21 protein-coding genes are annotated in these 22,677 nt (G+C 60.0%); 5 read left to right on the top strand and 16 right to left on the bottom strand.

The genetic code is table 11. The annotated features are described in order from the left end of the window. Positions 1-8: 8 nt before the first annotated feature. Positions 9-1,331, bottom strand: coding sequence for an MFS transporter (locus A1WC_RS10690; RefSeq protein ID WP_012541401.1), 1,323 nt, complete (start codon positions 1,329-1,331; stop codon positions 9-11). Positions 1,332-1,402: 71 nt separating this feature from the next. Further along, positions 1,403-3,256 carry a bifunctional sugar phosphate isomerase/epimerase/4-hydroxyphenylpyruvate dioxygenase family protein gene (locus A1WC_RS10685; protein WP_016161293.1) on the bottom strand — a complete coding sequence of 618 codons (1,854 nt, stop codon included), beginning with the start codon at positions 3,254-3,256 and terminating at the stop codon, positions 1,403-1,405. 126 nt (positions 3,257-3,382) lie between these two features. Between A1WC_RS10685 and A1WC_RS10680 the strand changes: the two genes are divergently transcribed. Next, positions 3,383-4,021, top strand: a complete 639-nt coding sequence (locus tag A1WC_RS10680) for a TetR/AcrR family transcriptional regulator (RefSeq protein ID WP_008804472.1) — start codon at positions 3,383-3,385, stop codon at positions 4,019-4,021. A 17-nt stretch (positions 4,022-4,038) separates the two neighbouring features. Here the strand turns inward: A1WC_RS10680 and fumD are convergent, their stop codons facing one another. Beyond that, positions 4,039-4,251, bottom strand: a complete 213-nt coding sequence (gene fumD / locus A1WC_RS10675) for a fumarate hydratase FumD (RefSeq protein ID WP_012541399.1) — start codon at positions 4,249-4,251, stop codon at positions 4,039-4,041. A gap of 236 nt (positions 4,252-4,487) precedes the next feature. Next, positions 4,488-4,619 (bottom strand): hypothetical protein, encoded by a 132-nt coding sequence (locus A1WC_RS27960; protein ID WP_004217210.1) that lies wholly within the window; start codon positions 4,617-4,619, stop codon positions 4,488-4,490. Positions 4,620-4,756: 137 nt separating this feature from the next. On the opposite strand from A1WC_RS27960, the gene pykF reads away from it, so the two are divergent. After that, a complete protein-coding gene (gene pykF, locus A1WC_RS10670; RefSeq protein ID WP_012541397.1) occupies positions 4,757-6,169 on the top strand; it encodes a pyruvate kinase PykF in 1,413 nt (470 codons plus the stop codon). 312 nt (positions 6,170-6,481) lie between these two features. Beyond that, entirely contained in the window at positions 6,482-6,718 is a 237-nt protein-coding gene (locus tag A1WC_RS10665; protein ID WP_007374746.1) for a major outer membrane lipoprotein, read from the top strand. A gap of 61 nt (positions 6,719-6,779) precedes the next feature. On the opposite strand, the gene ldtE is transcribed toward A1WC_RS10665, so the two are convergent. From ldtE to A1WC_RS10625, 8 genes are all read right to left on the bottom strand, one after another. Further along, positions 6,780-7,766, bottom strand: a complete 987-nt coding sequence (gene ldtE / locus A1WC_RS10660) for a L,D-transpeptidase LdtE (RefSeq protein WP_012541396.1) — start codon at positions 7,764-7,766, stop codon at positions 6,780-6,782. Positions 7,767-7,866: 100 nt separating this feature from the next. After that, positions 7,867-8,283 (bottom strand): cysteine desulfuration protein SufE, encoded by a 417-nt coding sequence (gene sufE, locus A1WC_RS10655; protein ID WP_008804468.1) that lies wholly within the window; start codon positions 8,281-8,283, stop codon positions 7,867-7,869. Positions 8,284-8,294: 11 nt separating this feature from the next. Then, the gene (gene sufS / locus A1WC_RS10650) at positions 8,295-9,515 is read right to left on the bottom strand and encodes a cysteine desulfurase SufS (protein WP_016161294.1); all 1,221 of its coding nucleotides are present in this window, start codon (positions 9,513-9,515) and stop codon (positions 8,295-8,297) included. Continuing rightward, complete coding sequence (gene sufD, locus A1WC_RS10645) at positions 9,512-10,786, bottom strand: Fe-S cluster assembly protein SufD (RefSeq protein WP_016161295.1); 1,275 nt, start codon at positions 10,784-10,786, stop codon at positions 9,512-9,514. The genes sufS and sufD overlap by 4 nt, the downstream gene beginning before the upstream one ends. Then, on the bottom strand, positions 10,761-11,507 hold the full coding sequence (gene sufC, locus A1WC_RS10640; protein ID WP_004184415.1) for a Fe-S cluster assembly ATPase SufC: 747 nt from the start codon (positions 11,505-11,507) through the stop codon (positions 10,761-10,763). The genes sufD and sufC overlap by 26 nt, the downstream gene beginning before the upstream one ends. Positions 11,508-11,523: 16 nt before the next feature. Next, on the bottom strand, positions 11,524-13,011 hold the full coding sequence (sufB, locus tag A1WC_RS10635) for a Fe-S cluster assembly protein SufB (protein ID WP_016161296.1): 1,488 nt from the start codon (positions 13,009-13,011) through the stop codon (positions 11,524-11,526). Between the two features lie 2 nt (positions 13,012-13,013). Then, positions 13,014-13,391, bottom strand: coding sequence for a Fe-S cluster assembly scaffold SufA (gene sufA / locus A1WC_RS10630; RefSeq protein ID WP_008804464.1), 378 nt, complete (start codon positions 13,389-13,391; stop codon positions 13,014-13,016). Positions 13,392-13,864: 473 nt separating this feature from the next. After that, positions 13,865-14,062, bottom strand: a complete 198-nt coding sequence (locus A1WC_RS10625) for a hypothetical protein (RefSeq protein WP_004203090.1) — start codon at positions 14,060-14,062, stop codon at positions 13,865-13,867. Positions 14,063-14,441: 379 nt separating this feature from the next. Here A1WC_RS10625 and lldD point away from each other — a divergent pair, with 379 nt between their 5' ends. Next, positions 14,442-15,626 carry an FMN-dependent L-lactate dehydrogenase LldD gene (gene lldD / locus A1WC_RS10620; protein ID WP_016161297.1) on the top strand — a complete coding sequence of 395 codons (1,185 nt, stop codon included), beginning with the start codon at positions 14,442-14,444 and terminating at the stop codon, positions 15,624-15,626. A 55-nt stretch (positions 15,627-15,681) separates the two neighbouring features. Here the strand turns inward: lldD and A1WC_RS10615 are convergent, their stop codons facing one another. The 4 genes from A1WC_RS10615 to A1WC_RS10600 form a co-directional block, all read right to left on the bottom strand. Further along, a complete protein-coding gene (locus tag A1WC_RS10615; protein ID WP_016161298.1) occupies positions 15,682-18,783 on the bottom strand; it encodes an efflux RND transporter permease subunit in 3,102 nt (1,033 codons plus the stop codon). After that, the gene (locus tag A1WC_RS10610; protein ID WP_016161299.1) at positions 18,780-19,889 is read right to left on the bottom strand and encodes an efflux RND transporter periplasmic adaptor subunit; all 1,110 of its coding nucleotides are present in this window, start codon (positions 19,887-19,889) and stop codon (positions 18,780-18,782) included. The genes A1WC_RS10615 and A1WC_RS10610 overlap by 4 nt, the downstream gene beginning before the upstream one ends. Positions 19,890-19,963: 74 nt before the next feature. Then, positions 19,964-20,578, bottom strand: coding sequence for a TetR/AcrR family transcriptional regulator (locus tag A1WC_RS10605; RefSeq protein ID WP_004143215.1), 615 nt, complete (start codon positions 20,576-20,578; stop codon positions 19,964-19,966). Between the two features lie 95 nt (positions 20,579-20,673). Then, entirely contained in the window at positions 20,674-21,669 is a 996-nt protein-coding gene (locus A1WC_RS10600; protein ID WP_016161300.1) for an NAD-dependent epimerase/dehydratase family protein, read from the bottom strand. Between the two features lie 96 nt (positions 21,670-21,765). Between A1WC_RS10600 and A1WC_RS10595 the strand changes: the two genes are divergently transcribed. Beyond that, positions 21,766-22,677, top strand: coding sequence for a LysR family transcriptional regulator (locus tag A1WC_RS10595; protein WP_016161301.1), 912 nt, complete (start codon positions 21,766-21,768; stop codon positions 22,675-22,677).

The raw sequence follows: 22,677 nt of genomic DNA on the forward strand, positions 1-22,677 counted from the left end.
TCCTTTGCTTACTGCGATAACTCGATACGTTTGACGTCGCCGAGGATAAACAGATAGGCCACCACGCCCAGCAGCGCGGCACCGCCGATGTAGATCAACGCGTAGAAGAAATTGCCGAACCCGGCAACGATAAAGCCGATCACCAGCGGGGTGAGGATCCCCGCGAGGTTGGCGCAGAAGTTAAACAGGCCGCCGGTCAGACCGCCCAGCCCCTTCGGGGCAATATCGGAGATCAGCGTCCAGCCGAGGCCCACCATCCCCTGGCCAAAAAAGGCAAACGACATCACCAGGATCACCGCCAGGTCGCTCTGCAGCCAGTTGGCGGTAATGATGCAGCTGGCCATCAGCAGACCGGCGACGATCGGCAGCTTACGGCCAAGGTTGGCCGACCCGGTGGCCTTGAGCAGTTTGTCGGAGATCCAGCCGCCAAACATCACCCCGCCCGCGGCGGCGACAAACGGCAGGATGGAGAAGAAGCCAACCTTCAGCCAGGGCATATGCCGCTCGGTGGCCAGCCAGGTCGGGAACCAGGTGAGAAAGAACACCAGCACGGTATTGCCGGCAAACTGGCCGATACTGGCGCCGATGATCTGCCGCTTGCTCAGCAGCTGGCGGACCAGCGGCCAGCTGAACGCCACCTGCTGGTCCGTCGGGGCGCTCAGGCCACCGCCGTTTTCGATATGCTCGCGCTCCTGCTGGCTGAGGCGCGGATCTTCATGCGGTTCGCGGTAGCAGCGCCACCACACCAGGGCAAACAGAATACCGACCGCGCCGACGCTGACGAACAGCACCCGCCAGCCAAAGCCGTCCATGATCCAGAACAGCAGCGGCGCAAAGCAGGCCAGCCCGAGGTATTCCCCTACCGTGTACACCGCTGTGGCTTTCGCCCGCTCATGCTGCGGGAACCAGGCGCTGACCACCCGGCTGTTGACCGGAAAGCACGGCGCTTCGCTAATGCCGAGCCCGAAGCGGCACAGCAGCAGTGTTTTCAGCCCCACCGCCATGCCGTGGAACAGGGTAAACAGCGACCACAGGGTCAGCGACAGAAAATAGGTCACTTTGTTGCCAAAGCGGTCAAGAAACAGCCCGCCGGGGATCTGCGCCAGGGCATAGGTCCAGGCGAAGGCGGAAAAAAGGATACCCATGATCGCCGGGTCGATCCCCAGCTCACCGGTGAGCTTTGGGGCGGCGATCCCCAGCACGGTGCGATCGAGGTAGTTGATCATGGTACCAATGGCCAACAGCGCAAGGATGCCGATGCGCCGCCGGGAGCGGCGCACGGTGACGGCAGGCTGGGCGGCAGCCGTCGGGTTAGGGCTATATGAGCTCATAGTCAGTTCCTGTCTCGGGTACAGAGGATGTTGTTATTGTGTTTAAAGCATAATGAACCATTTGATTCGGGCTAACAATACTGCATCGCCGCCAGACGGACGGCGGCATTCGCCGCGCCATAGAGCGCGTAACCGGCCCGTCGTTCGGTTAATTCAAAGAAAAAGCGCCCGGCGGTAAAGGGGCGGGTATAAAGATGCAGGAAGGCCCCGCCCTGCGGATCGCGGTCGTAGAGGAGCTGCCGCCGCTGCAGTTGCCCAACGTCCAGCTCGCCGCCGAAGCGCGCCAGCAGATCGTCATAATAATTGGCCGGGATCGGCAGCGCATGGCGGGCAACGTCGGCAAGCTGGTCGCAGGTGGCCGGCAGATCGCGGCAGGCAAAGGCCGCATGCTGCAGCCCTGCCCCCTGGTAGCAGGCGACCGAGCGGGCAATCTGCGTCGCCCGGCTCTGCGAAATATTCAGCGCCAGACGGATATCGCCCTGCGGGCTGCGCACCGCCAGACTGCGCACCAGTCCATACGGGTCCGGCAGCGTCTGCTCATGCTCAAGGGTAAAACCAAACACCGTGCGGAAGAACATCACCCAGTTGTCGCGGCTGTCGGCCTCCATCCCCAGCGCCAGATGGTCGATACCGAGATAATCCTCGCGCACCGTCAGTCCGTCGCGCAGATGAAAATCGCGCTCATAGATCCCTTCCCCGGCCTCGATGAGATAGATAAGGCTACCGTCCGGGGCGCAGATCGCCGGGATCGGCGTTTCGTTCGGCCCGGCATCGCCCTGCCAGGTGGCATACCCCAGCGCGCGGGCGCGGGCAACAATCGGCGCACTGCGATCGACCCGCAGCGCCATGGCGCAGAGCGAAACGCCGTGGCGTTGATAGAAATGATCGGCCCAGCTGTGGGGCTGATGGTTGATGACGATCCGCGCCCCGCCGTTGCGCCACAGCGTCACCTGTTTGGAGCGGTGGCTTCCCTCGTGCTGAAAACCCAGCGCCTGCAGATGCTGCCCCAGGCGCTGCGCCTCGGCGGCGCTGGCGGCAAACTCGATAAACTCCAGCCCGTGATAGACCGGCAGCGGCGGCGGTGAAAACAGATCGGCATCGCACGTCGGGAGCCGACGGCGGGTTTGCTCCTCCAGCCACAGCAGCGAACGATAACCATCTTTGGCCGTCGCGCCGTTCGGCGAGGCGCGAAAACCGTCATTAAAGATCTCCAGCGACCAGGGGCCGCGATAGCCGCAGCGGGTGACCTGCTCGGCAAACGGCTCCAGCGGCAGCTCGCCCTGCCCGGGGAAGCAGCGGAAATGGCGACTCCATTCCAGGAGATCCATTTTCATGTACGGCGCATCGGCGAGCTGAACAAAGGTGATTTTCTCCACCGGTACCGACGGTAGCGCGTCCAGCGTGTCGCCGCGGGCCAGAATATGGAAGCTGTCGAGCACCAGGCCCAACGCCGGGCTGTCCACCCGCCGTACCCGCTCCCAGGCCTGCTGCCAGCGGTTCACATGGGTTCCCCAGGCCAGGGCCTCATAGCCGATGGTGATCCCCTCTTCTTCCGCCAGCGTGGCCAGCGCCCGCAGATCCGCGACCTGCAATTCGCTATCCGCCGAGCAGTCCGGCTGCACATTGCTGCACAGCAGCAGCGTGTCGCAGCCCAGCTCGTGCATCAGGGCAAACTTGCGCCGAGCGCGGGCTATATTCGCCTCAAACTGCGCCCGGCTGGCGCCTTCAAAATCGCGAAAGGGTTGAAAAAGCGTGATTTTTAACCCTAAATCGGCGGCAAGCTGTCGGATTTCCGCCGGCGTCCCCGTATAATAGAGCAGATCGTTCTCGAAAATTTCCACACCCTGATAGCCCGCCGCCGCAATAGCGTGCAGCTTCTCAGGCAGGGTGCCGGAAATCGAAACGGTGGCGATAGAGCGCAGCATAAGGTCCTCGGGTCAACAACTGACGTGAGCCTTGAATATGTATCATTTGGTTCATTTGCGCCATACTAGGTTGCTAAATTGTGATCATTATGTGTATTTTTTGTCACCCAAGAAAAAGGAGTTGCCATGACCGTCGTTGCTCATGATGAAGCACAATCCCTGAAGGCGCGGATTTTCAGCGCCGCTATCGCTGTTTTTGCTGAACACGGGCTGTCAGGCGCCCGCATGGAGCAGATCGCCACCGAAGCGCAGACCACCAAGCGCATGGTGGTTTACTACTTCAAAAGCAAAGAGCAGCTCTATCAGGAGGTGCTGCAGTATGTGTATGCGCGGATCCGCGAAACCGAGCAGCAGCTGGGGCTGGAGAATGTGCCGCCGGTGGAGGCGCTGGTGCGGCTGGTGCGCTGGAGCGTGCGTTATCACGCCACCCACGCGGACTATATGCGGGTGATTTGCATGGAGAATATGCAGCGCGGCAAGTGGTTACAAACCTCGGGTGAACTGAAACCGCTGAATCGTACCGCCCTGTCGATTCTGGAAGACATTTTACAGCGCGGCCAGCAGCAAGGCGTCTTTCAGGCGGGGCTCGAAGCACGCGATGTGCACCGGTTAATCAGCAGCTTCAGCTTTTATCAGGTGTCGAACTTCTACACCTTCAGCAGCCTGTACCTTGACGATCCGTTGCCCGCCATCGACGACGAAGCGATGGTGGCCCACCACTGTGACATTGCCGTCCGGGCGGTGATCCGCTTCGTGATTTCCTGACCCGCCGGCGAAAGACGTTAATGCCCGGAAAGGGCGTGAATGACTTTCTCCATGGCCTCCACGGTGAGCGCCGAACGCTGAATTTTGGCGTTCGCCAGCGAGGTGCGCAGTACGCCGGCAATGACAATGTGTTTCGGCTCCTGGCCCAGGTCTCGCATTTCCAGCACCACTTTACCCACCACGCGGCACATTTCCTGGTACAGCTCGTCGTCTTTGGCTTTATTTCCCATCTGGTTTTGCTCGCACTTTATTATTATCAATCAATTCATTATTGATAGATTTTTTCCGCAACGCAAATTATCCCCGGCGGAATGGGCCAATGGCGCATTTTACTGGTTCATCACGCGAGAAAAAGCGCCTTCCGCTGCCCCTTTGCCTGCCCGGTGATGAAAAAATGTGTTGCGTACTTTTATGCATAACGTGCCGGTTTTGTTACGCGTTTTGTCCATAATTTGAAACGAGGTTTTTATTTTCCTTTTTGATTTCGGCAGCGTATAATGCGCTTCGATTCTTTCTTGAATGGTTTCAGCGCATTGGACTGCATGATAAAACGCATAACACCTTGCCACATTTCATGGGCTGAACCGCCAGCACACATTCTTCTGCACGCTCCGGGGTTGTCACCTATCCTTAGGGCGTGGCTTAGCAACTTTCGTAATACAGGTTTGGCTCCCCGGCAGTGCGCCCGCGGAGCGAGAATTCCATATCCTTCACAACTTAAAGACTAAAACTGTCATGAAAAAGACCAAAATTGTTTGCACCATCGGTCCGAAAACCGAATCTGAAGAGATGCTGACCAAAATGCTGGAAGCCGGCATGAACGTGATGCGTCTGAACTTCTCCCACGGTGACTATGCGGAACACGGTCAGCGCATCCAGAACCTGCGCAATGTGATGAGCAAAACCGGTAAGAAAGCCGCTATTCTGCTGGACACCAAAGGCCCGGAAATTCGTACCATCAAGCTGGAAGGCGGCAACGACGTCTCATTGAAAGCAGGCCAGACCTTCACCTTCACCACCGATAAATCCGTCGTCGGCAACAACGAAATCGTTGCAGTGACCTACGAAGGCTTCACGTCTGACCTCACCGTCGGCAACACCGTTCTGGTGGACGATGGCCTGATCGGCATGGAAGTGACGGCTATCGAAGGTAACAAAGTTATCTGTAAAGTGCTGAACAACGGCGACCTTGGCGAGAACAAAGGCGTAAACCTGCCGGGCGTCTCCATCGCCCTGCCGGCGCTGGCTGAGAAAGACAAACAGGATCTGATCTTCGGTTGCGAACAGGGCGTGGACTTTGTCGCGGCCTCCTTCATCCGTAAACGTTCCGACGTCGTCGAGATCCGTGAGCACCTGAAAGCCCACGGCGGCGAAAACATCCAGATCATCTCCAAAATCGAAAACCAGGAAGGCCTGAACAACTTCGACGAAATCCTCGAAGCTTCTGACGGCATCATGGTTGCTCGTGGCGACATGGGCGTTGAGATCCCGGTTGAAGAAGTTATCTTCGCCCAGAAAATGATCATCGAAAAATGTATCCGCGCGCGCAAAGTGGTTATCACCGCGACTCAGATGCTGGACTCCATGATCAAGAACCCGCGTCCGACCCGCGCTGAAGCCGGCGACGTGGCCAACGCCATCCTCGACGGTACCGATGCAGTGATGCTGTCCGGCGAATCCGCGAAAGGTAAATACCCGCTGGAAGCCGTCACCATCATGGCCACCATCTGCGAACGTACTGACCGCGTGATGACCAGCCGTCTGGACTTCAATAACGACAACCGTAAACTGCGCATCACCGAAGCGGTGTGCCGCGGCGCGGTAGAAACCGCTGAGAAACTGGAAGCGCCGCTGATCGTTGTCGCCACCCAGGGCGGTAAATCCGCACGCGCTGTGCGTAAATACTTCCCGGACGCCACCATCCTGGCCCTGACCACCAACGAAACCACCGCTCGCCAGCTGGTGCTGAGCAAAGGCGTTGTGCCGCAGCTGGTGGAAGAGATCGCCTCTACCGATGACTTCTATCATCTGGGCAAAGATCTGGCGCTGAAAAGCGGCCTCGCGCGTAAAGGCGACGTGGTGGTGATGGTTTCCGGCGCATTAGTGCCGAGCGGTACCACTAATACGGCTTCTGTACACGTGCTGTAATAATTTACAGGTTAATTGGTTTTTTTTAATAAAGCGCCTCTCGGGGCGCTTTTTTTTATTCATTGATTAGCTCTTCCTATTAAAAATGCAAATCGGAATTTACTATTTAATAAGAGATTATCTAAGATGAATCCGATGGAAGCGCGCTGTTTTCACTCGCCTTTTTCAGCGATTTTGTCCAATTCGATGCTTCTTTGAGCGAACGATCAAAAATAAGTGCGTTCAGGTAAAAAAAATATTCTCATCCCAAAAAACTTTGTGTAATACTTGTAACGCTACATGGAGATTAACTCAATCTAGAGGGTATTAATAATGAATCGTACTAAACTGGTACTGGGCGCGGTAATCCTGGGTTCTACTCTGCTGGCTGGTTGCTCCAGCAATGCTAAAATCGATCAGCTGTCTTCTGACGTTCAGACTCTGAACGCTAAAGTTGACCAGCTGAGCAACGACGTGAACGCAATCCGTTCCGACGTTCAGGCTGCTAAAGACGACGCAGCTCGCGCTAACCAGCGTCTGGACAACCAGGCTCACTCTTACCGTAAGTAAGAGTTCTGGTAATAAAAATGGCGCACTCTGTGCGCCATTTTTTTTGCCCTCAGCATGAGGGCTACTGGGTAAGCAGGCTGTTGTCTGACGGCGTGTTCTGCGCCGACAGCGTAGCTGGCGCACTCCCCGTCCCCGTGGACACCACCACCGGATATCCCGCCCTTCTCGACATCGCTTTTTTCAGCTGTGCATCATCGACCGCTTTATCCTCTGCGAAGGCGTGAAACGCCGCAGGCAGCGTGTAGGCGATGGTCCGGGTGTTTTCCCCTTCCGTCTGCGAAAGCGGCCTGTGGACCTCGACATAGCGTTTACCATCCGGTTCGACGGCAAACTTCACCGGCTGATTGATAATCCGTACCGGCGTCCCGGTTTTCACCTGGTTGAACAGCGCTTTGATGTCATCGGCGTTCATTCGCATACAGCCTGAGCTGACGCGTAAACCGACGCTGTCCGGCGCGTTGGTGCCATGAATCAGATATTCGCCGTTGCCATAGGCCAGACGCAGCGCGTAGCGCCCCAGCGGATTGTACGGCCCGGCCGGGACCACCGCTGGTAACGTCACCCCTTTCTCCAGCGAACGCGCCCGAATGCCCGCGGTGGGCGTCCAGGTCGGGTTGGGGATCTTCTGCCCGATGCGGGTGGTCATCTCAGGCGTTTCCAGCCCTAACTGGCCGATACCCAGCGGATAGACCTGCACCTGATTCTCTCCCGGCGGGAAGTAATACAGCCGCAGTTCCGCAAGATTGACGACAATCCCCTCTCGCGGTACGTCGGGGAGCAGCATCTGGGAGGGGATCAGGACCTGAGTACCTGGCTTCGGCTGCACCGGCGCGATGGTATCGTTGGCTTCGAGGATCAGCATCGCCGCGGTATCGAAATGGCGGGCGATCGCCTGTAGGTTGCGGTCTCCCTCCTGTACGGTCCAGTACTGGTTCTGGCCAATCAGCCGGCTGTTGGCGGGAGGAAGCGGGTAGTCGACGGCCCAGGCGGCCGAGGAGGCGCCAAGCGCGCTGAGAAGGGCTAAGGTGATCATCGTTTTGCGTTTCATACTGAGATTCCTTCTTTCGCTGATAAAACGCCAGGAGACTGAACGGCGGCAGGAGCAGAACCCCTACCGGACGTAACAGAATGAAATCTACCTGTTTATTCTAGCTAATATTTGCGGCTTTCGCGCGGATCGCACGGATCATGGCTTCAAGCCCTTGCGAGCGGGAAGGCGTCAGGTGTTGGGTGAGCGCCATTTTTTCAAACCACGGGCGCACATCGAACTCGATGATATCCTGGGCGGTCATCCGATCATAAAGGATAAACACCACCGCAATCAGCCCTTTGACGATCGCCGCATCGCTGTCACCGCGCAGGGTGATAACGCCGGAGGGGTCCTGCGCCATCACAATCCACACCTGGCTTTGGCAGCCCTGAATAATGTTCTGCACGCTATGTTCTTCCGGGCTTAGCGGCGCCAGCCGCTGGCCCAGCTCAATGATATAGAGATACTTCTCTTCCCAGTTGGCGCAACGGCTAAAATTGCGCAACAGTTTGTCTTTGTCTGGTAGTGCCGCCATCGTCACGTCCTTTACCCTAATAATTTGTGGATCCGCTGCAGGCCGGCCACCAGGCGGTCCACCTCTTCCGTGGTATTGTACATCGCCAGCGAGGCCCGACACATAGCCGGTACCTGATACCGGGCCATCAGCGGCATGGCGCAGTGGTGCCCGGTTCGCACGGCGATACCGTAGTTGTCGAGGAAGCTGCCGACGTCATAGGCGTGATGCTGGCCGAGGTTAAAGGCGATCACCCCTTTGCGCTGCGCCGGCCCGTAGAGGATCAGATCCGGCACGGCGCGCAGAGCCTCCAGCGCATAGCGCATCAGGGTCTGCTCGTACTCCGCGATCTGCGTCAGCCCCAGTTGGCTGACGTAGGTCAGCGCCGCGCCGAGGCCAATGATCCCCCCGGTATTCGGCGTACCGGCCTCAAAGCGCCACGGCGCCCGGTTCCAGGTGGTGCCTTCCGTCAGGCTGACGGTGGCGATCATCGACCCGCCGCCTTCCCATGGCGCCATCGCCTGCAGTAGCTCGGAACGGCCATAGAGCACGCCGATCCCGGTCGGGCCATACAGCTTGTGTCCGGAGAAGACGTAGAAATCGCACCCCAGCGCCTGCACATCTACCGGGTGGTGCATCACCGCCTGAGCGCCATCCACCAGCACTTTCGCGCCATGCTGATGCGCAAGGGCAATCAGCGCCGCCAGCGGGTTTTCCGTCCCCAGCACGTTGGAGACCTCGGTTATCGCCAGCAGGCGGGTGCGCGTGTCAAACAGTCCCGGGACAACATCCAGTTGCAGGGTGCCGTCCGGGTTCAGGGGGATCACCCGCAGCTCAGCCCCGACGCGGGCGCACAGCATCTGCCACGGCACAATGTTGGCGTGGTGCTCCATTTCGCTGATGATGATGTTATCCCCGGCGCCGACGTTGGCGTTTCCCCAGCTGTTGGCCACCAGGTTGATACCCTCGGTGGTGCCGCGGACGAACACCACTTCCTCCGCCGACCCGGCGTTAAGGAAGGTGGCCGCCTGCTGACGCACGGCTTCCATCCGCGCGGTGGCTTCCGCGCTGAGGGTATGGATGCCGCGGTGCACCGCCGCGTAGCCGTGGCGATAGAATTCCGCTTCGGCGCCGATCACCGCCTCCGGCTTCTGGGCACTGGCGGCGCTGTCGAGATAGGCCAGCGGCTGACCGTTGACCTCCCGGTTCAGTACCGGAAAATCGGCGCGAACCCGTTCTACTGAAAATGTCATACAGTGCCTCCCGGCAAACGCAGTCCAATCCGCGCCAGCACCTGCTCTCTGAGCGCATCGCTGCGGATAGCCTCGGTGAGCTCGGCGGCGAAGGCGTAGAGGATCATCTGCTGCGCCGCCTGCTGTTCGATACCGCGCGAGCGCAGATAGAACAGCTGTTCTTCATCAATGCGCCCGACGGTCGCCCCGTGGCTGCATTTCACGTCATCGGCGTAAATCTCCAGCTGCGGTTTGGTGTCGACCTCCGCCAGCCGCCCAAGCAGCAGATTGTTATTGGTCATCTGGCCGTCGGTTTTCAGCGCGTGCGGCGCGACGTTGATCAGCCCGTTAAACACCGCCCGCCCCTTATCGCTGACGATGGTTTTGTGCAGCTGGCGGCTGTTGCAGTAGCCAACCTGATGGTCGAGCCAGGTGCGGCTGTCGCAGACCTCATTTTTCACCGGCATCGCCAGCGAATTGAGGCGCAGATTGCTGTTTTCACCGCCCAGGCGGGTGCTGGTGTGATGACGCAGCACCTGCCCGCCGAGCAGGAAACTGCTGCTGAAAGCCGAGGCGTCGCGGCCCAGCAGCAGGTCGTTATGGGCGAAGTGGTAGCTGAGCGCGTTCTCAAACGCCAGCTTGATATGCTGGAGGTGCGCGTTATCGGCCACCGTCATGGTCAGTCGCCCGCCGGTGAAGTGCGGCTGCTCATTGAGGCTCAGGTAATGTTCGACCACGGTCGCCTCCGCCCCGCTTTCCAGCGCCAGGTGATGGCGATAGTGGGCGGTATTCAGCGCATCGCCGGCCAGACCGCGGGTGATATGCATCAGCAGCAGCGGCTTATCCAGGCGGCGGTTGCGCGGTACGCGAAGGCGGGTCACCGTCTGCGCCAGGCTTTCGGTCAGATGGAGAAACACCTCCGGATGCAAAGCATCCGGCAGATGCTGGCGTTGGTTATCGACGCTGACCTCCACGCCGCTGGCGGCGAGATCGTCGCTCAGCTCAGGATGATAGCGGCCATCGATAAACACCAGCCGCCAGGCGTCCAGCGGCAGCGCCAGCGCATCACGCTGTTCAGCGCTGAGCGATGCCCCCTCGTCGGCGACAAAGTGACCGTTGAGTAGCGCATCCAGCGGGGTGTATTTCCAGTCCTCGTGCTTACGTGTCGGCAGCCCCAGGCGCAGCAGCTGCTGCAGATGCTGGGTGGCCTCCGCCGTACGCTGGCCGCCCTGCGCTTCAAACAGGTGGTGCCACTGCTGCAGCGCGTTACTGCTGTTCGGTAAGCCAGCCATAGCCCTGCTCCTCCAGCTGTTTGACGAGGGTGAAATCCCCCGACTTCACAATCCGCCCCTGATACAGAACATGGACGTAGTCCGGCTTGATATAGTCAAGAATGCGCTGATAGTGGGTGACAATGATGAAGGCGCGTTTGCCGTCGCGTAGCGAGTTGACACCTTCCGAGACAATCTTCAGTGCATCAATATCCAGCCCGGAATCTGACTCATCAAGAATGCACAGCTCCGGCTCCAGCACCGCCATTTGCAGAATATCGTTACGCTTTTTCTCACCGCCGGAGAAGCCAACGTTCACCGAGCGGGTCAGCAGATCTGCCGGCATCTGCAGCAGCCTGATTTTCTCTTCCATCAGATCCTGGAAGTCGAAGCGATCCAGCGGCTCCTGGCCGCGATAGTTGCGCACGGCATTCAGCGCGGTCTGCAGGAAGAACTGGTTGCTGACGCCGGGAATTTCCACCGGATACTGGAAGGCCATAAAGATACCTTCTCCGGCGCGATCTTCCGGGGCAAGTTCCAGCAGGTCTTTACCCTTAAATTCGACGCGGCCGCCGGTCACCTCGTAATCCTCACGCCCGGCCAGGGTGGCCGAAAGCGTACTTTTCCCCGAGCCGTTTGGCCCCATAATGGCGTGGACCTCCCCCGGGCGCACCTCAAGGTTTAGCCCGCGCAGGATCGCTTTATCTTCGACGGCGACGTGTAAATCTTGAATACTTAACATCTTTTTTCCTTAATTATCAGCCGACGCTATGTTCAAGGCTAATGGCCAGCAATTTTTGCGCTTCGACGGCGAACTCCAGCGGCAGTTCGGAGAAGACGTCTTTACAGAAACCGTTGACGATCATCGAGATGGCATCGTCTTCGCTGATCCCGCGCTGCAGGCAGTAGAACAGCTGATCTTCGCCAATCCGCGAAGTGGTCGCTTCATGTTCCAGCTGGGCGCTGTTGTTGCGGCATTCCACATACGGGAAGGTATGCGCCCCGCAGTCCGGGCCGATCAGCATCGAATCGCACTGGGTGTAGTTGCGGGCATTGGTGGCGGTCGGCATGATTTTGACCAGCCCGCGATAGCTGTTCTGGCTGTGTCCGGCGGAGATCCCTTTCGAGATGATGGTCGAGCGGGTGTTCTTGCCGATATGGATCATTTTGGTGCCGGTGTCCGCCTGCTGGTGACCGCTGGTCAGCGCTACCGAGAAGAATTCGCCGATCGAGTTATCGCCGCGCAGGATGCAGCTGGGGTATTTCCAGGTGATGGCCGAGCCGGTTTCCGACTGGGTCCATGACATCTTGCTGTTCTCCCCTTCGCACAGCGCGCGCTTGGTGACGAAGTTGAGAATGCCGCCGGTGTTGTTGTCGCCGGGGAACCAGTTCTGCACCGTGGAGTATTTCACTTCCGCATCTTTATGAATGATGACTTCAACGACCGCCGCATGCAGCTGATAGCTGTCGCGCACGGGCGCCGAGCAGCCCTCAATATAGCTGACGTAGCTGCCTTCATCGGCCACCAGAATGGTGCGTTCAAACTGCCCGGTCTTTTCGGCGTTGATGCGGAAATAGGTCGACAGCTCCATCGGGCAGCGGACGCCCTTCGGCACATAGATAAAGGTGCCATCCGAAGCCACTGCGGCGTTCAGCGCGGCGAAGAAGTTGTCATTGCCTGGCACCACGGTACCCAGATACTTTTTCACCAGTTCCGGATGGTCGTGGATCGCCTCGCCGAAAGAACAGAAGATGATCCCCTGCTCCGCCAGCTTTTCGCGGTAGGTGGTCGCCACCGACACCGAGTCGAATATGGCGTCCACCGCCACCTCGCGCCCTTCACGTACCGGCACGCCCAGCTGGTTAAAGGCTTCTTCCACCTCGCTGGTCAGGAAGGTGTTGGCCCCGGTCTGCTGCACCGCGCCCGGCTCTGAAGCGCAGGTCTCATCGCAGTTGCCGCAGGAGGGGGCGGAATAGTAGCTGTAGTCCTGATAATTCAGCTTATCGTAATGCGCCTTCAGCCAGTGCGGCTCCTCCATCTCCAGCCATGCCCGGAAAGCATTGAGCCGAAACTCCAGCATCCACTGCGGCTCATTGCGACGGGCGGAAATGGCCCGGACCACCTCTTCATTAATCCCTTTGGCCAGCTCATCGGTCTGCAGCCGGGTGAAAAAGCCCTCTTTATAATTGAGCGGGCCGCCGGTCCAGGTTTTGACATCGTCAGTTGCTTCAGTATTACGCGACATAGTTACTCCGCCTGCACCCCAAAACTTTCGCCACAACCGCACTCGTGCTGCGCTTTCGGGTTATGAAATTTAAAGATTTCATTTAAACCTTCCCGGACGTAATCGAGCTCCGTACCGTCAATGAACGGCATCGCCTGCAGCGGCGCCCACAGTTTCGCCCCGTCATGTTCAAAGAGCAGATCGTCGGCTGCCGGCTCGGCAATCATTTCGAGCACATAGCCAAAACCGGCGCAGCCGCTGGTTTTTATCCCCAGCCGCAGCCCTTTTTTGTCCGGTTGCTTGCGCATCAGATCGCGAATATGCGCGGCAGCGGCCGGCGTCATGGTCAGTCCCTGCCAACTAAAATCGGCGGGATTAAAGGTTCCTGCTTGTACTTCCATCGATAGACCTCCAGGTTGGCGCCATCAAGGCATACCGCCATGTTAGTGATAATGATTATCACTTCAACCCATCTGCAGCAGGGGTATTGCCCCATTTAGCGCTTTTTATAAGCATAGACCCTCGCCCGGGGATTATCAGGGTGTGCAGGGTGAACTTAATCTTTTGATTTATAATATGTTATTCTGAAATCGTTCTATATTCGCACGCAATGGTAAAGATGTATCGAAAATACCGATTTATGCAATAGCAGATGACCCGGTTCCTGTTTATCGCACAGCCTGGAGAAAGAAAAGTGACAGTGTCACCTAAAGGCCAACAAGGCCGAGAAGGCGCAGGTCCGGTGGTCAGGATAAGAAAGCGCCAGTCCGTGACGCTTTCGGAAAGCAACAATCGCCGCTCGCCAGGCCGCGATCGAGGGAATGAAAACTGTGATGAAACGGGTAAATGGATTGCCAGGCAGGGTCGCGGTTGGCTAGGTGCCTTTTCTGACCAGGCGGGCGGCCTGAACAAAAACCTCATCTTCCACCCCGTCCCCCTTCTGTCTGCCCAGTCTCACCAGTTCATCCACGATACTCCCCTGATTAATCTGCTTCTGTGTAGCCACTAAGCTAATGACCGCCGCGCCGATGGCCATGCCAATCAATGCCGTTTGTTCATCTTTATCTTTCATGGTGTCGCTCCGTCTGTCCTCCAGAGAAAGGCTAGCAAAAGATACCACCAGCTCAATTTCAAATTCATCTTCTTTACACCTCCCGGAAAACGCAGGCGCCGCGCTGACCTCTCCTTCCCCCTGGTGGCGATGGCGCAAAGCGCTGCCGCCTCATACCGGGTCTTTATTTTGCCAGCTTCACGTTGCGCGGAAATAAATAAAAATAACGCGCGCGCCGAAGAGTAAAAAAAGGAAATAACAGCCTCAGAGATAAAACCAGATTATTCCAGCAGGGAATAGCTGGGATGCTAATATTTCATTTCCCCACCGGTTTTTAGAAGCCTATAGTTTTTTTGCCTGCAGAACATCCACTTAGGTTAAAAGACATAAGGACATAATAATGATTGTTTCAGCCCCCAGCGATTATCGCGAAGCCGCTCGTCGCCGTCTGCCCCGCTTCCTTTTCGATTATATTGACGGTGGCGCGGTGGCGGAAAATACCATGAACGCCAACGCCACCGAGCTTGCCTCGGTAGCCCTTCGCCAGCGCGTGCTGTGCGGGGCGGGCGAACCGACGCTGGCCACCACGATCCTTGATGCTTCATGGGCGATGCCCGTGGCGCTGGGGCCCGTCGGCGCCACCGGGATGTACGCCCGCCGCGGCGAAGTTCAGGCGGCCCGCGCCGCCTCCCGCGCCGGGATCCCGTACACCCTGTCCACGGTGTCGGTCTGCTCGATTGAAGAGGTGGCGAGCCAGGCCAGCGGCGCGCTCTGGTCCCAGCTGTACGTGCTGAAAGATCGCGGCTACATGCGTAATGCGCTGGAGCGCGCGTGGGCCGCCGGCATGAAAACCCTGGTATTCACCGTCGATATGCCGATCCCCGGCTCGCGGTATCGGGATAATCGCTCAGGCATGTCCGGGCCGCACGCCACCCTGCGACAGTATCTCCAGGCCTGTACTCATCCACGCTGGGCAATGAACGTCGGGCTGGCGGGCAGGCCCCTGTCGTTCGGTAATATCGAAGCCTACACCGGACACAAAATGACCATGGACGACTATATGGGGTTCATCAGCAACAATTTCGACCCGTCCATCGCCTGGCACGATCTGGAGTGGATCCGCGACAGCTGGCAAGGGAAATTAATCATCAAAGGGATCCTCGATACCGACGATGCGCGCAATGCCGTGCGCCTCGGCGCCGATGGCATTGTGGTGTCGAATCATGGCGGCAGACAGCTCGATGGCGCCATCCCCACTGCCCGGGCGCTACCAAGGGTGGTGGATGCGGTTGGCGACGATCTGACGGTGCTTGCTGATTCCGGGGTGCGCTCCGGCGTGGACGTCATTCGCCTGCTGGCCCTCGGCGCGAAGGGCGTGCTGCTCGGACGGGCCTATATTTATGCCCTGGCCGCGGCGGGCGAAGCGGGCGTGGCGCATCTGCTGCGCTTATTTGCCGAGGATATGAAGGTCACCATGACCCTCACCGGCGCGACCTCGCCATCGGCCATCAGCCTCGATTGCCTTGACCGTCTCGAACAGGATCAACATCGCACTCATGCGGTGCCGGTATCCTTACCCGCCTGACGCTGCCCAGGGCCGGGCCTGACCGCGTTTATCGGCCAGGTCCGGCAAGAGGGAATTACCCCTGCGGGTGCAGCGCCGGGTGTTGCACTGCGTCAGCCGGGGGCTGAGGTCGGATGCGGAACCAGATCGCGTACATGGCCGGCAGGAAAATAAGGGTCATGATGGTTCCCCCCAGCGTCCCGCCAATCAGCGTATAGGCGAGCGTTCCCCAGAAGACCGAATGGGTGAGCGGAATGAACGCCAGGATCGCCGCCAGCGCGGTCAGCAGAACCGGGCGGGCGCGCTGTACTGTCGCCTCCACCACCGCGTGGAACGGATCGAGCCCTGCCTGTTCGTTATGGTGGATTTGGCCAATCAGGATCAGCGTATTGCGCATCAGGATCCCCGACAGGGCGATCAGGCCCACAAGAGCATTGATGCCAAACGGCTGATTGAACAGCAGCAGTGTCGGCACCACGCCAATCAGCCCCAGCGGCGCGGTCAGGAAAACCATGACCATCGCCGACAGCGAACGCACCTGCAGGATAATGATCAGCAGCGTGAGGGCGATCATGATGGGAAATAACGGCACCATCGCCCGCGTGGCTTTGCCTGACTCCTCGATCGACCCCGCCGTCTCGATGCGATACCCCGGCGGCAGCGAGTCGATAATGGGCTGCAGCGATTTCATCAGCGCGGTGGAGACATCCGGCGGCTGCAGGTTATCCGCGACATCTCCGCGGACGGTGATGGTCGGCGTGCGATCGCGACGGCGAAGCAGCGGGTCCTCCATTCTGATCGACACGTCGCCAATCTGTGACAAGGGAACCCGCTGCCCGCCGCTGCCCACCAGGGTGAAGTCGGCGATTTTCGCCGGATCCAGACGGATATCGCCCGCCGCGCGGCCGATGACCTGCACGGCGCGAATATCTTCCCGAACAGTGGTGATGGGGATCCCTGACAGCAGGAACTGCAGCTGCTGGGCGACGGACTGGGAGCTGAGTCCGCTCGCCTGCAGCCGGTCCTGATTGAGGCTGAAATGCATCACCGGCACCCGCGAACCCCAGTCGCTATTGACGGTGCGCATCAGCGGACTGGCCTGCAGTACCGATTTAACCCGTTCGGCGATGTCGAGCAAGGTGTGCGGATCGGGCCCCATCACCCGCCAGGCAACCGGATAGGGCGAATAAGGGCCAAAGACCAGCTGAGTGACGCGCACCCGCGCTTCCGGCGCCAGGCCATTGGCCACCGCCTCCCGCAGCCGCCGCTTGAGCGCCTCGCGGGCGTCCTGACCGTCGGTCAACACCACCAGTTTGGCAAAGGAGGGATCGGGCAACTCCGGGGCCATCGCCAGGTAAAAGCGCGGCGCGCCCTGGCCGATATAGCTGGTGACAATCTTCGCCTCCGGCTGCTGCTGCAGCCAGTGCTCAATTTTCGCCGTCGCGGCGCTGGTCTGGATAATCGACGACCCGTAAGGCATCTGTACTTCAACCAGTACTTCCGGACGATCGGAGGTGGGGAAAAACTGCTTTTTCACCACGCTCATTCCCAGTATCGCCACCATAAACAGCACCACCACGCTGGCGGCCACGCGCCATTTGCGGGCGATAACCCGGGTCAGCAGCCGACGGAAACGCTGATAGCGCGGGGTGTCATACAGCGCGGCGTGACCTGCCGTCGCAGGCTTTCTGTCCGGCAACAGGTGCACCCCCAGCCAGGGGGTAAAAATCACCGCCACAATCCAGGAGGCAATCAGCGCGATACCGACGATCCAGAACACGTTGCTGGCGTACTCCCCGGCGGTGGACTGCGCAAATCCATTGGGCATAAAGCCTACGGCCGTTACCAGGGTACCGGCCAGCATGGGCGCCGCGGTATGGCTCCAGGCATAGGCGGAGGCTTTGAGGCGGTCGTACCCCTCCTCCATTTTGACCACCATCATTTCGATGGCAATGATGGCATCATCCACCAGCAGGCCCAGGGCGAGGATCAGCGAGCCGAGAGTGATACGGTCGAAGTTTTTGCCGGTCGCCTCCATCACCACAAACACCACGGCCAGAGTTAAAGGCACCGCCGCCGCGACCACCACGCCCACGCGCCACCCCATGCTGACAAAGCACACCGCCATCACCACCAGCAGGGCGACAAAGAATTTGATCATGAACTCATCGACCGCGGCGCTGATATTCACCGACTGATCGGTCACCTTGGTCAACGACATGCCGAGCGGCAGGCTCTGATTGATGCTGGCCGTTTCGGCGTCCAGCGCTTTCCCCAGCGCCAGACCATTCCAGCCCTCGCGCATCACCACCCCCAGCAGCAGCGCCGGTTCGCCCTGATTGCGGATCAGGAAGGTCGCGGGATCTTCATACCCTCGCTCAACCGTGGCGACATCGGCCAGTTTCAGCGTTCTGCCCCCAGCAATAATCGGCGTGTCGCGGATCTGCTGCAGGCGGTCGAACGCCCCGTCGAGGCGGATAAAGATCTGCCCGCCCCGGGTCTCAATGGCCCCGGCGGCGGTCAGCACATTCTGGCTGTTCAGCGCGGCAAAAATCGCCTCTGGCGAAAGGCCCAGGGTGGCGAGACGATCATGAGAAAACGAGAGATAAATGCGCTCCGCCTGTTCGCCGAGGATATTCACTTTTTTCACCCCGGGTACATGCAGCAGCTGCTGGCGCAGGGCTTCAGCGTCACGCACCAGCTGCCGCGGCGGCTCTCCCCGCGCTTTCAGAGCAAAGAGGGCAAAGGTGACATCGGCGAATTCGTCATTCATCATCGGGCCGGAGACGCCGGCAGGCAGGTTTTTCGCCTCATCCCCGAGCTTTTTGCGCGCCTGATAAAACTGCTCCGGCACCTCGGACGGCGGGGTCTGATCCTGCAGCGATAACGTGATCAACGCCATACCAGGGCGGGTATAGGTCTCCGTGCGATCGTACCACTTCAGCTCCTGGAGCCGTTTTTCCAGCGGCTCGGCGACCTGATCCTGCATCTCCTGCGCGGTGGCGCCGGGCCAGACGGTAATGACCGTCATTTGCTTGACCGTGAAGGGCGGATCTTCCGCCCGCCCGAGTCCGAAGAACGCCACCAGCCCGGCGACGGAGATGAGGATAATCAAAAACAGGGTCACCGACCGCTCGCGGACGGCCAGCGCGGAGAGATTAAAACGCCCGGCGCTCATGGCTGGCTCCCGGCGGCATTATGCTCGCGTCGTTCCGCCAGACGCACCGCCTCGCCCTGGTGCAGAAGATGGGCGCCCAGGGCGACGATGGGCTCGCCGGGCTTCAGCGGGCCGGTCACCCGCGCCGTTTCATCATTCAGGCCGAGCACGGTCACCGGTTGCCAGGAGACGGTGGCCGGACGCGAGGCAATGCGCCAGACGCCAGGGCCGTTGCCCGGATCGTAGAGCGACGCCAGGGGCACCTCCAGCACCTGGCCTGGCGCCTGGTCGCTGCCGATACGTAGGGTCACGGTAGACCCCAGCGGCGTATTCGCCAGCGCCCCGTTCAGCACATAGCGCGCTTCAAAGGTGCGGGTGGTGGCGTCAGCCGCGTCCGAAAGCAGTCGCAGGGTCGCCGTGACCGGCTGAGATTCGCTGCCATAGCGTGTCGCCAGCGCCTCGCTGCCGACCGCCGGGCGCAGCGTCTCCGGAAGCTGCACCCGCGCTTCGCGCTGCCCCGCCCGCGCCAGGCGGATCACCACCTGTCCGGCGCTGACCACCTGCCCCGGTTCGGCAAGCGTTTCCACCACCACGCCGTCAGCGTCCGCCAGCAGTCCGGCATAGCCGGTGGCGTTTTGCGCCACATTGGCCTGCGCCTGGGCCGCGCTCAGGTCGGCTCTCGCCGCCTCTGCCGCTGCGTTAATCTGGTCGAATTCCGCGGCCGAGACGGCGCCACTCGCCACCAGGCCGCGATAGCGGGCCAGATCGTTGGTCGCCTTTTTGGCTCGCGCCCGCGCGGCATCCACGGCCCGCTGTTGAGACTGCGCCTGCAAGGTTAAATCAGCCGGATCCAGACGCAGCAGCAGTTGACCGCGCTTGACGCTCTGCCCGGTCTCCACCAGCCGGGCAAGGATTTTTCCCGATACCCGGAAGCCGAGATCGCTTTGGGTACGAGCGACCACCACGCCGGTAAAGGCCCGCGAGCTGGCCTCTGCGCGCTCGACGGTCGCCACCCGGACCAGCGGCGGCCGGGTGCGGGGATCGTCATGATCGGCAGGTTCGCCGCAGCCCGCGAGGGCCAGCGGCAGGAGGCAGACGGCAAGATGGACGGCATTGAGCCTGAGCATGGGTCACCTTAATGAAAAGACCGGACAGTGACCGCATTCTCAGACGAGTGACCAATAAAGTCAATAGTCACTAATCAGGGGGAGAGACTTCTCAGGATCAGGGAGGCAAGCAGCACCGCCGCGGTGGGCGCGGTGTCGAGATTGTATTGCAACTGCACCGGGTTGATGAAAGGACACATCACCATATAGACCGCCAGGGTTGCCTCATCCAGCGGGGTTTTGCGCTCGAACTCACCCGCCTGGCGGCCTTCGACAAGGATTTGACCAATCAGCTGCTGCAGATGACCGGCATACTGTTCCGTTGAGGGCCATTTATCGCGCGCCGCGACGGCGGCGATGTCGTACAGTTTGCGATCCTCGAAAAACAGTTCACTGCCGGCCTCGGTCAGTGCCCGGAACAGGCGGCGCAGTTTCTCGCTGGCGGACGGCGCATCGGCGATAGCCGCGCTGACGGCCACCATGATCTTCTCCAGCCGGCTGGCGCAAATCGCCTCGCCAATCGCCTGCTTGGAGTCGAAAAACTTGTAGATATAGGCTTTAGAAAAGCCTATCGCTTTGGCGAGATCGGTGACCGTCGTTTTCTCATAGCCATAGCGACTAAAGTGCGCCATGGCCGCGTCAAGAATCTGGTCCCGAACGCTGTGGTCATGGGGACCACGGCTTGCAGGGGTGGGGGTATTTTTCGTCATCCGTTTAGCTTAATGCGATCTCTATCGTTTGACAACGAGTGACGTTATTATGATTTGGTCACAATAACACCCCGCTCTGTGATCCTCTTGCCGCGTTACGCCTCACCCGCCTCTTGGTTTATCGCGCCGGCGGGCAGACAACCCAGGCCTTGCAGCGTCTGAAGCACCGCGCTGTCGAGTGGGGTATGCGGCTCCGCGCCTAAAAAATCAACCAGTTTATCGTTGCGCAGGCGTACCGGCAGACGCCAGAGATAGTGCATCTCGACCATTTCGCGCAGGGTGGCGTTGAAGGGCGCCGCCAGCTTTACCAGCCACCAGGGAAAAGACTTCACTGCCGCTCGGCCGCCATAGCGGGCGACCACCCGCTGGATCGCCTGACTCATTTCGCGGCCGTCCGGGTCCCAGTGGCCCTGCATATGAAAACGAGCAAACGGCTCAAGCTCATGCCTGCGGGCCAACAGCGCGGCGGTGGTGTCGGCGACGTCGGGCAGATAAGCCCACTGATGCCCGACGCCGATCGCCCCCGGGCGGCTAATGACGCGGGGAAGCTGCCCGGGCTTGACCAGCCCTTGAGAAAACCAGTTATTTCCGGCGCGTGGACCAAAAAAATCGCCCGCCCGAACAATCAACGCCCGGCCACCACGCTGCACGTAATCCTCCAGCGCCTGCTCCATCTCCACCCGAATAGCGCCTTTACGGGTCACCGGTTGCTGAGGGGCCGCTTCAGCAATCAGCGGAAAGGCATCCGGTCCATAGTTGTAGACCGTGCCGGGCAGAACAACTAACGCCCGCTGTTGTTCGGCGGCCTGCAGGGTGTTGTGCAGCATGGGCAGTACCTGCTGCCGCCAGTGCCGGTAGCCCGGCGGATTGACCGCATGGACGATAACGTCGCAACCGGCAGCCGCCGCCGCAACCTGCCCGGCATTCAGCGCGTCGCCGGCTATCCACTGCATGCCATCTGCGGGACCGCGAATCTGAGCGCCGCGCTTCAGCGCCCGAACCTGCCAGTTGTCCGCCACCAGCCGGCGCGCCACTTCCCCGCCAATGCCCCCGCTTGCTCCCAGAATAAGTACCTTGCCGCTGCTGTTCATCCTCTTTCCCCGTTCGCTAATGGATGCTTGACAGCCTACCTGCCGCTCATATCAAATGAAATTGCATACCATCATCGAGCAGCTATACATTTTTGTATGAATACCTCTATTCCCTGGGAGTGGTACCGAACCTTTCTCGCCGTCCTGCAGGAAGGTTCCTTATCGGGCGCATCGCGCACCCTGAACATCACCCAGCCGACGGCGGGGCGCCATATTGCCGGGCTGGAGGCCGCGCTCGGCCAGGCCTTATTTACCCGCTCGCAGACCGGCCTGCTGGCGACCGACGCGGCGCTGGCGCTGCGGGTGCACGCCGAGGCGATGGACAATACCGCCCGGGCGCTGGAACGCACGGCGGCCAACTTCAGTCGCGACAAAACCGATCTGCGTGGCGTGGTGCGGGTGGCCGCCAGCGAGGTGGTCGGCGCCGAGGTGCTGCCGCCGCTGGTTGCCCGGCTCAGGCAGGCGTGCCCGAATATCGTCATCGAACTGATGCTCTCCAATCGGTTTCAGGATCTGCTTCACCGGGAGGCGGATATTGCGGTGCGGATGGTCGCCCCGCAGCAGGAGCAGCTTATCGCCCGCCGTCTCGGCAGGATCGAGCTTGGGTTACATGCCACCGCCGCCTACCTGACGCGCCAGGGCCTGCCCGCTACCCTCGACGATCTGGCCAGCCACGCGCTAATTGGTTTCGATAGCGCCACCCCACTTGTTCGCCGGGCCCTGCAGGCTTACCCCCGATTTCAGCGCGAAGCGTTCGCGATGCGGACCGATAGCGACCTCGCCCAGTTGAGCCTGATCCGCGCCGGGGCGGGGATCGGCATCTGCCAGGTGCCCCTTGCGGATGGCATTATTCCCCTGCAGCGAGTACTGGCGGCCGACTTTTCCCTGAATCTCGATACCTGGCTGGTAATGCATGAGGATCTGCGCCACAGCCCTGCCTGCAAGCGGGTATTTGATTTTCTCGCCCAGGGGTTGCAGGCGTATATTCGTGGCCCACTGGCGAGCTGA

It is taken from the genome of Klebsiella sp. KTE92 (genome assembly GCF_000398905.1).
In the GTDB taxonomy this organism is placed as follows: Bacteria; Pseudomonadota; Gammaproteobacteria; order Enterobacterales; family Enterobacteriaceae; genus Klebsiella; species Klebsiella variicola.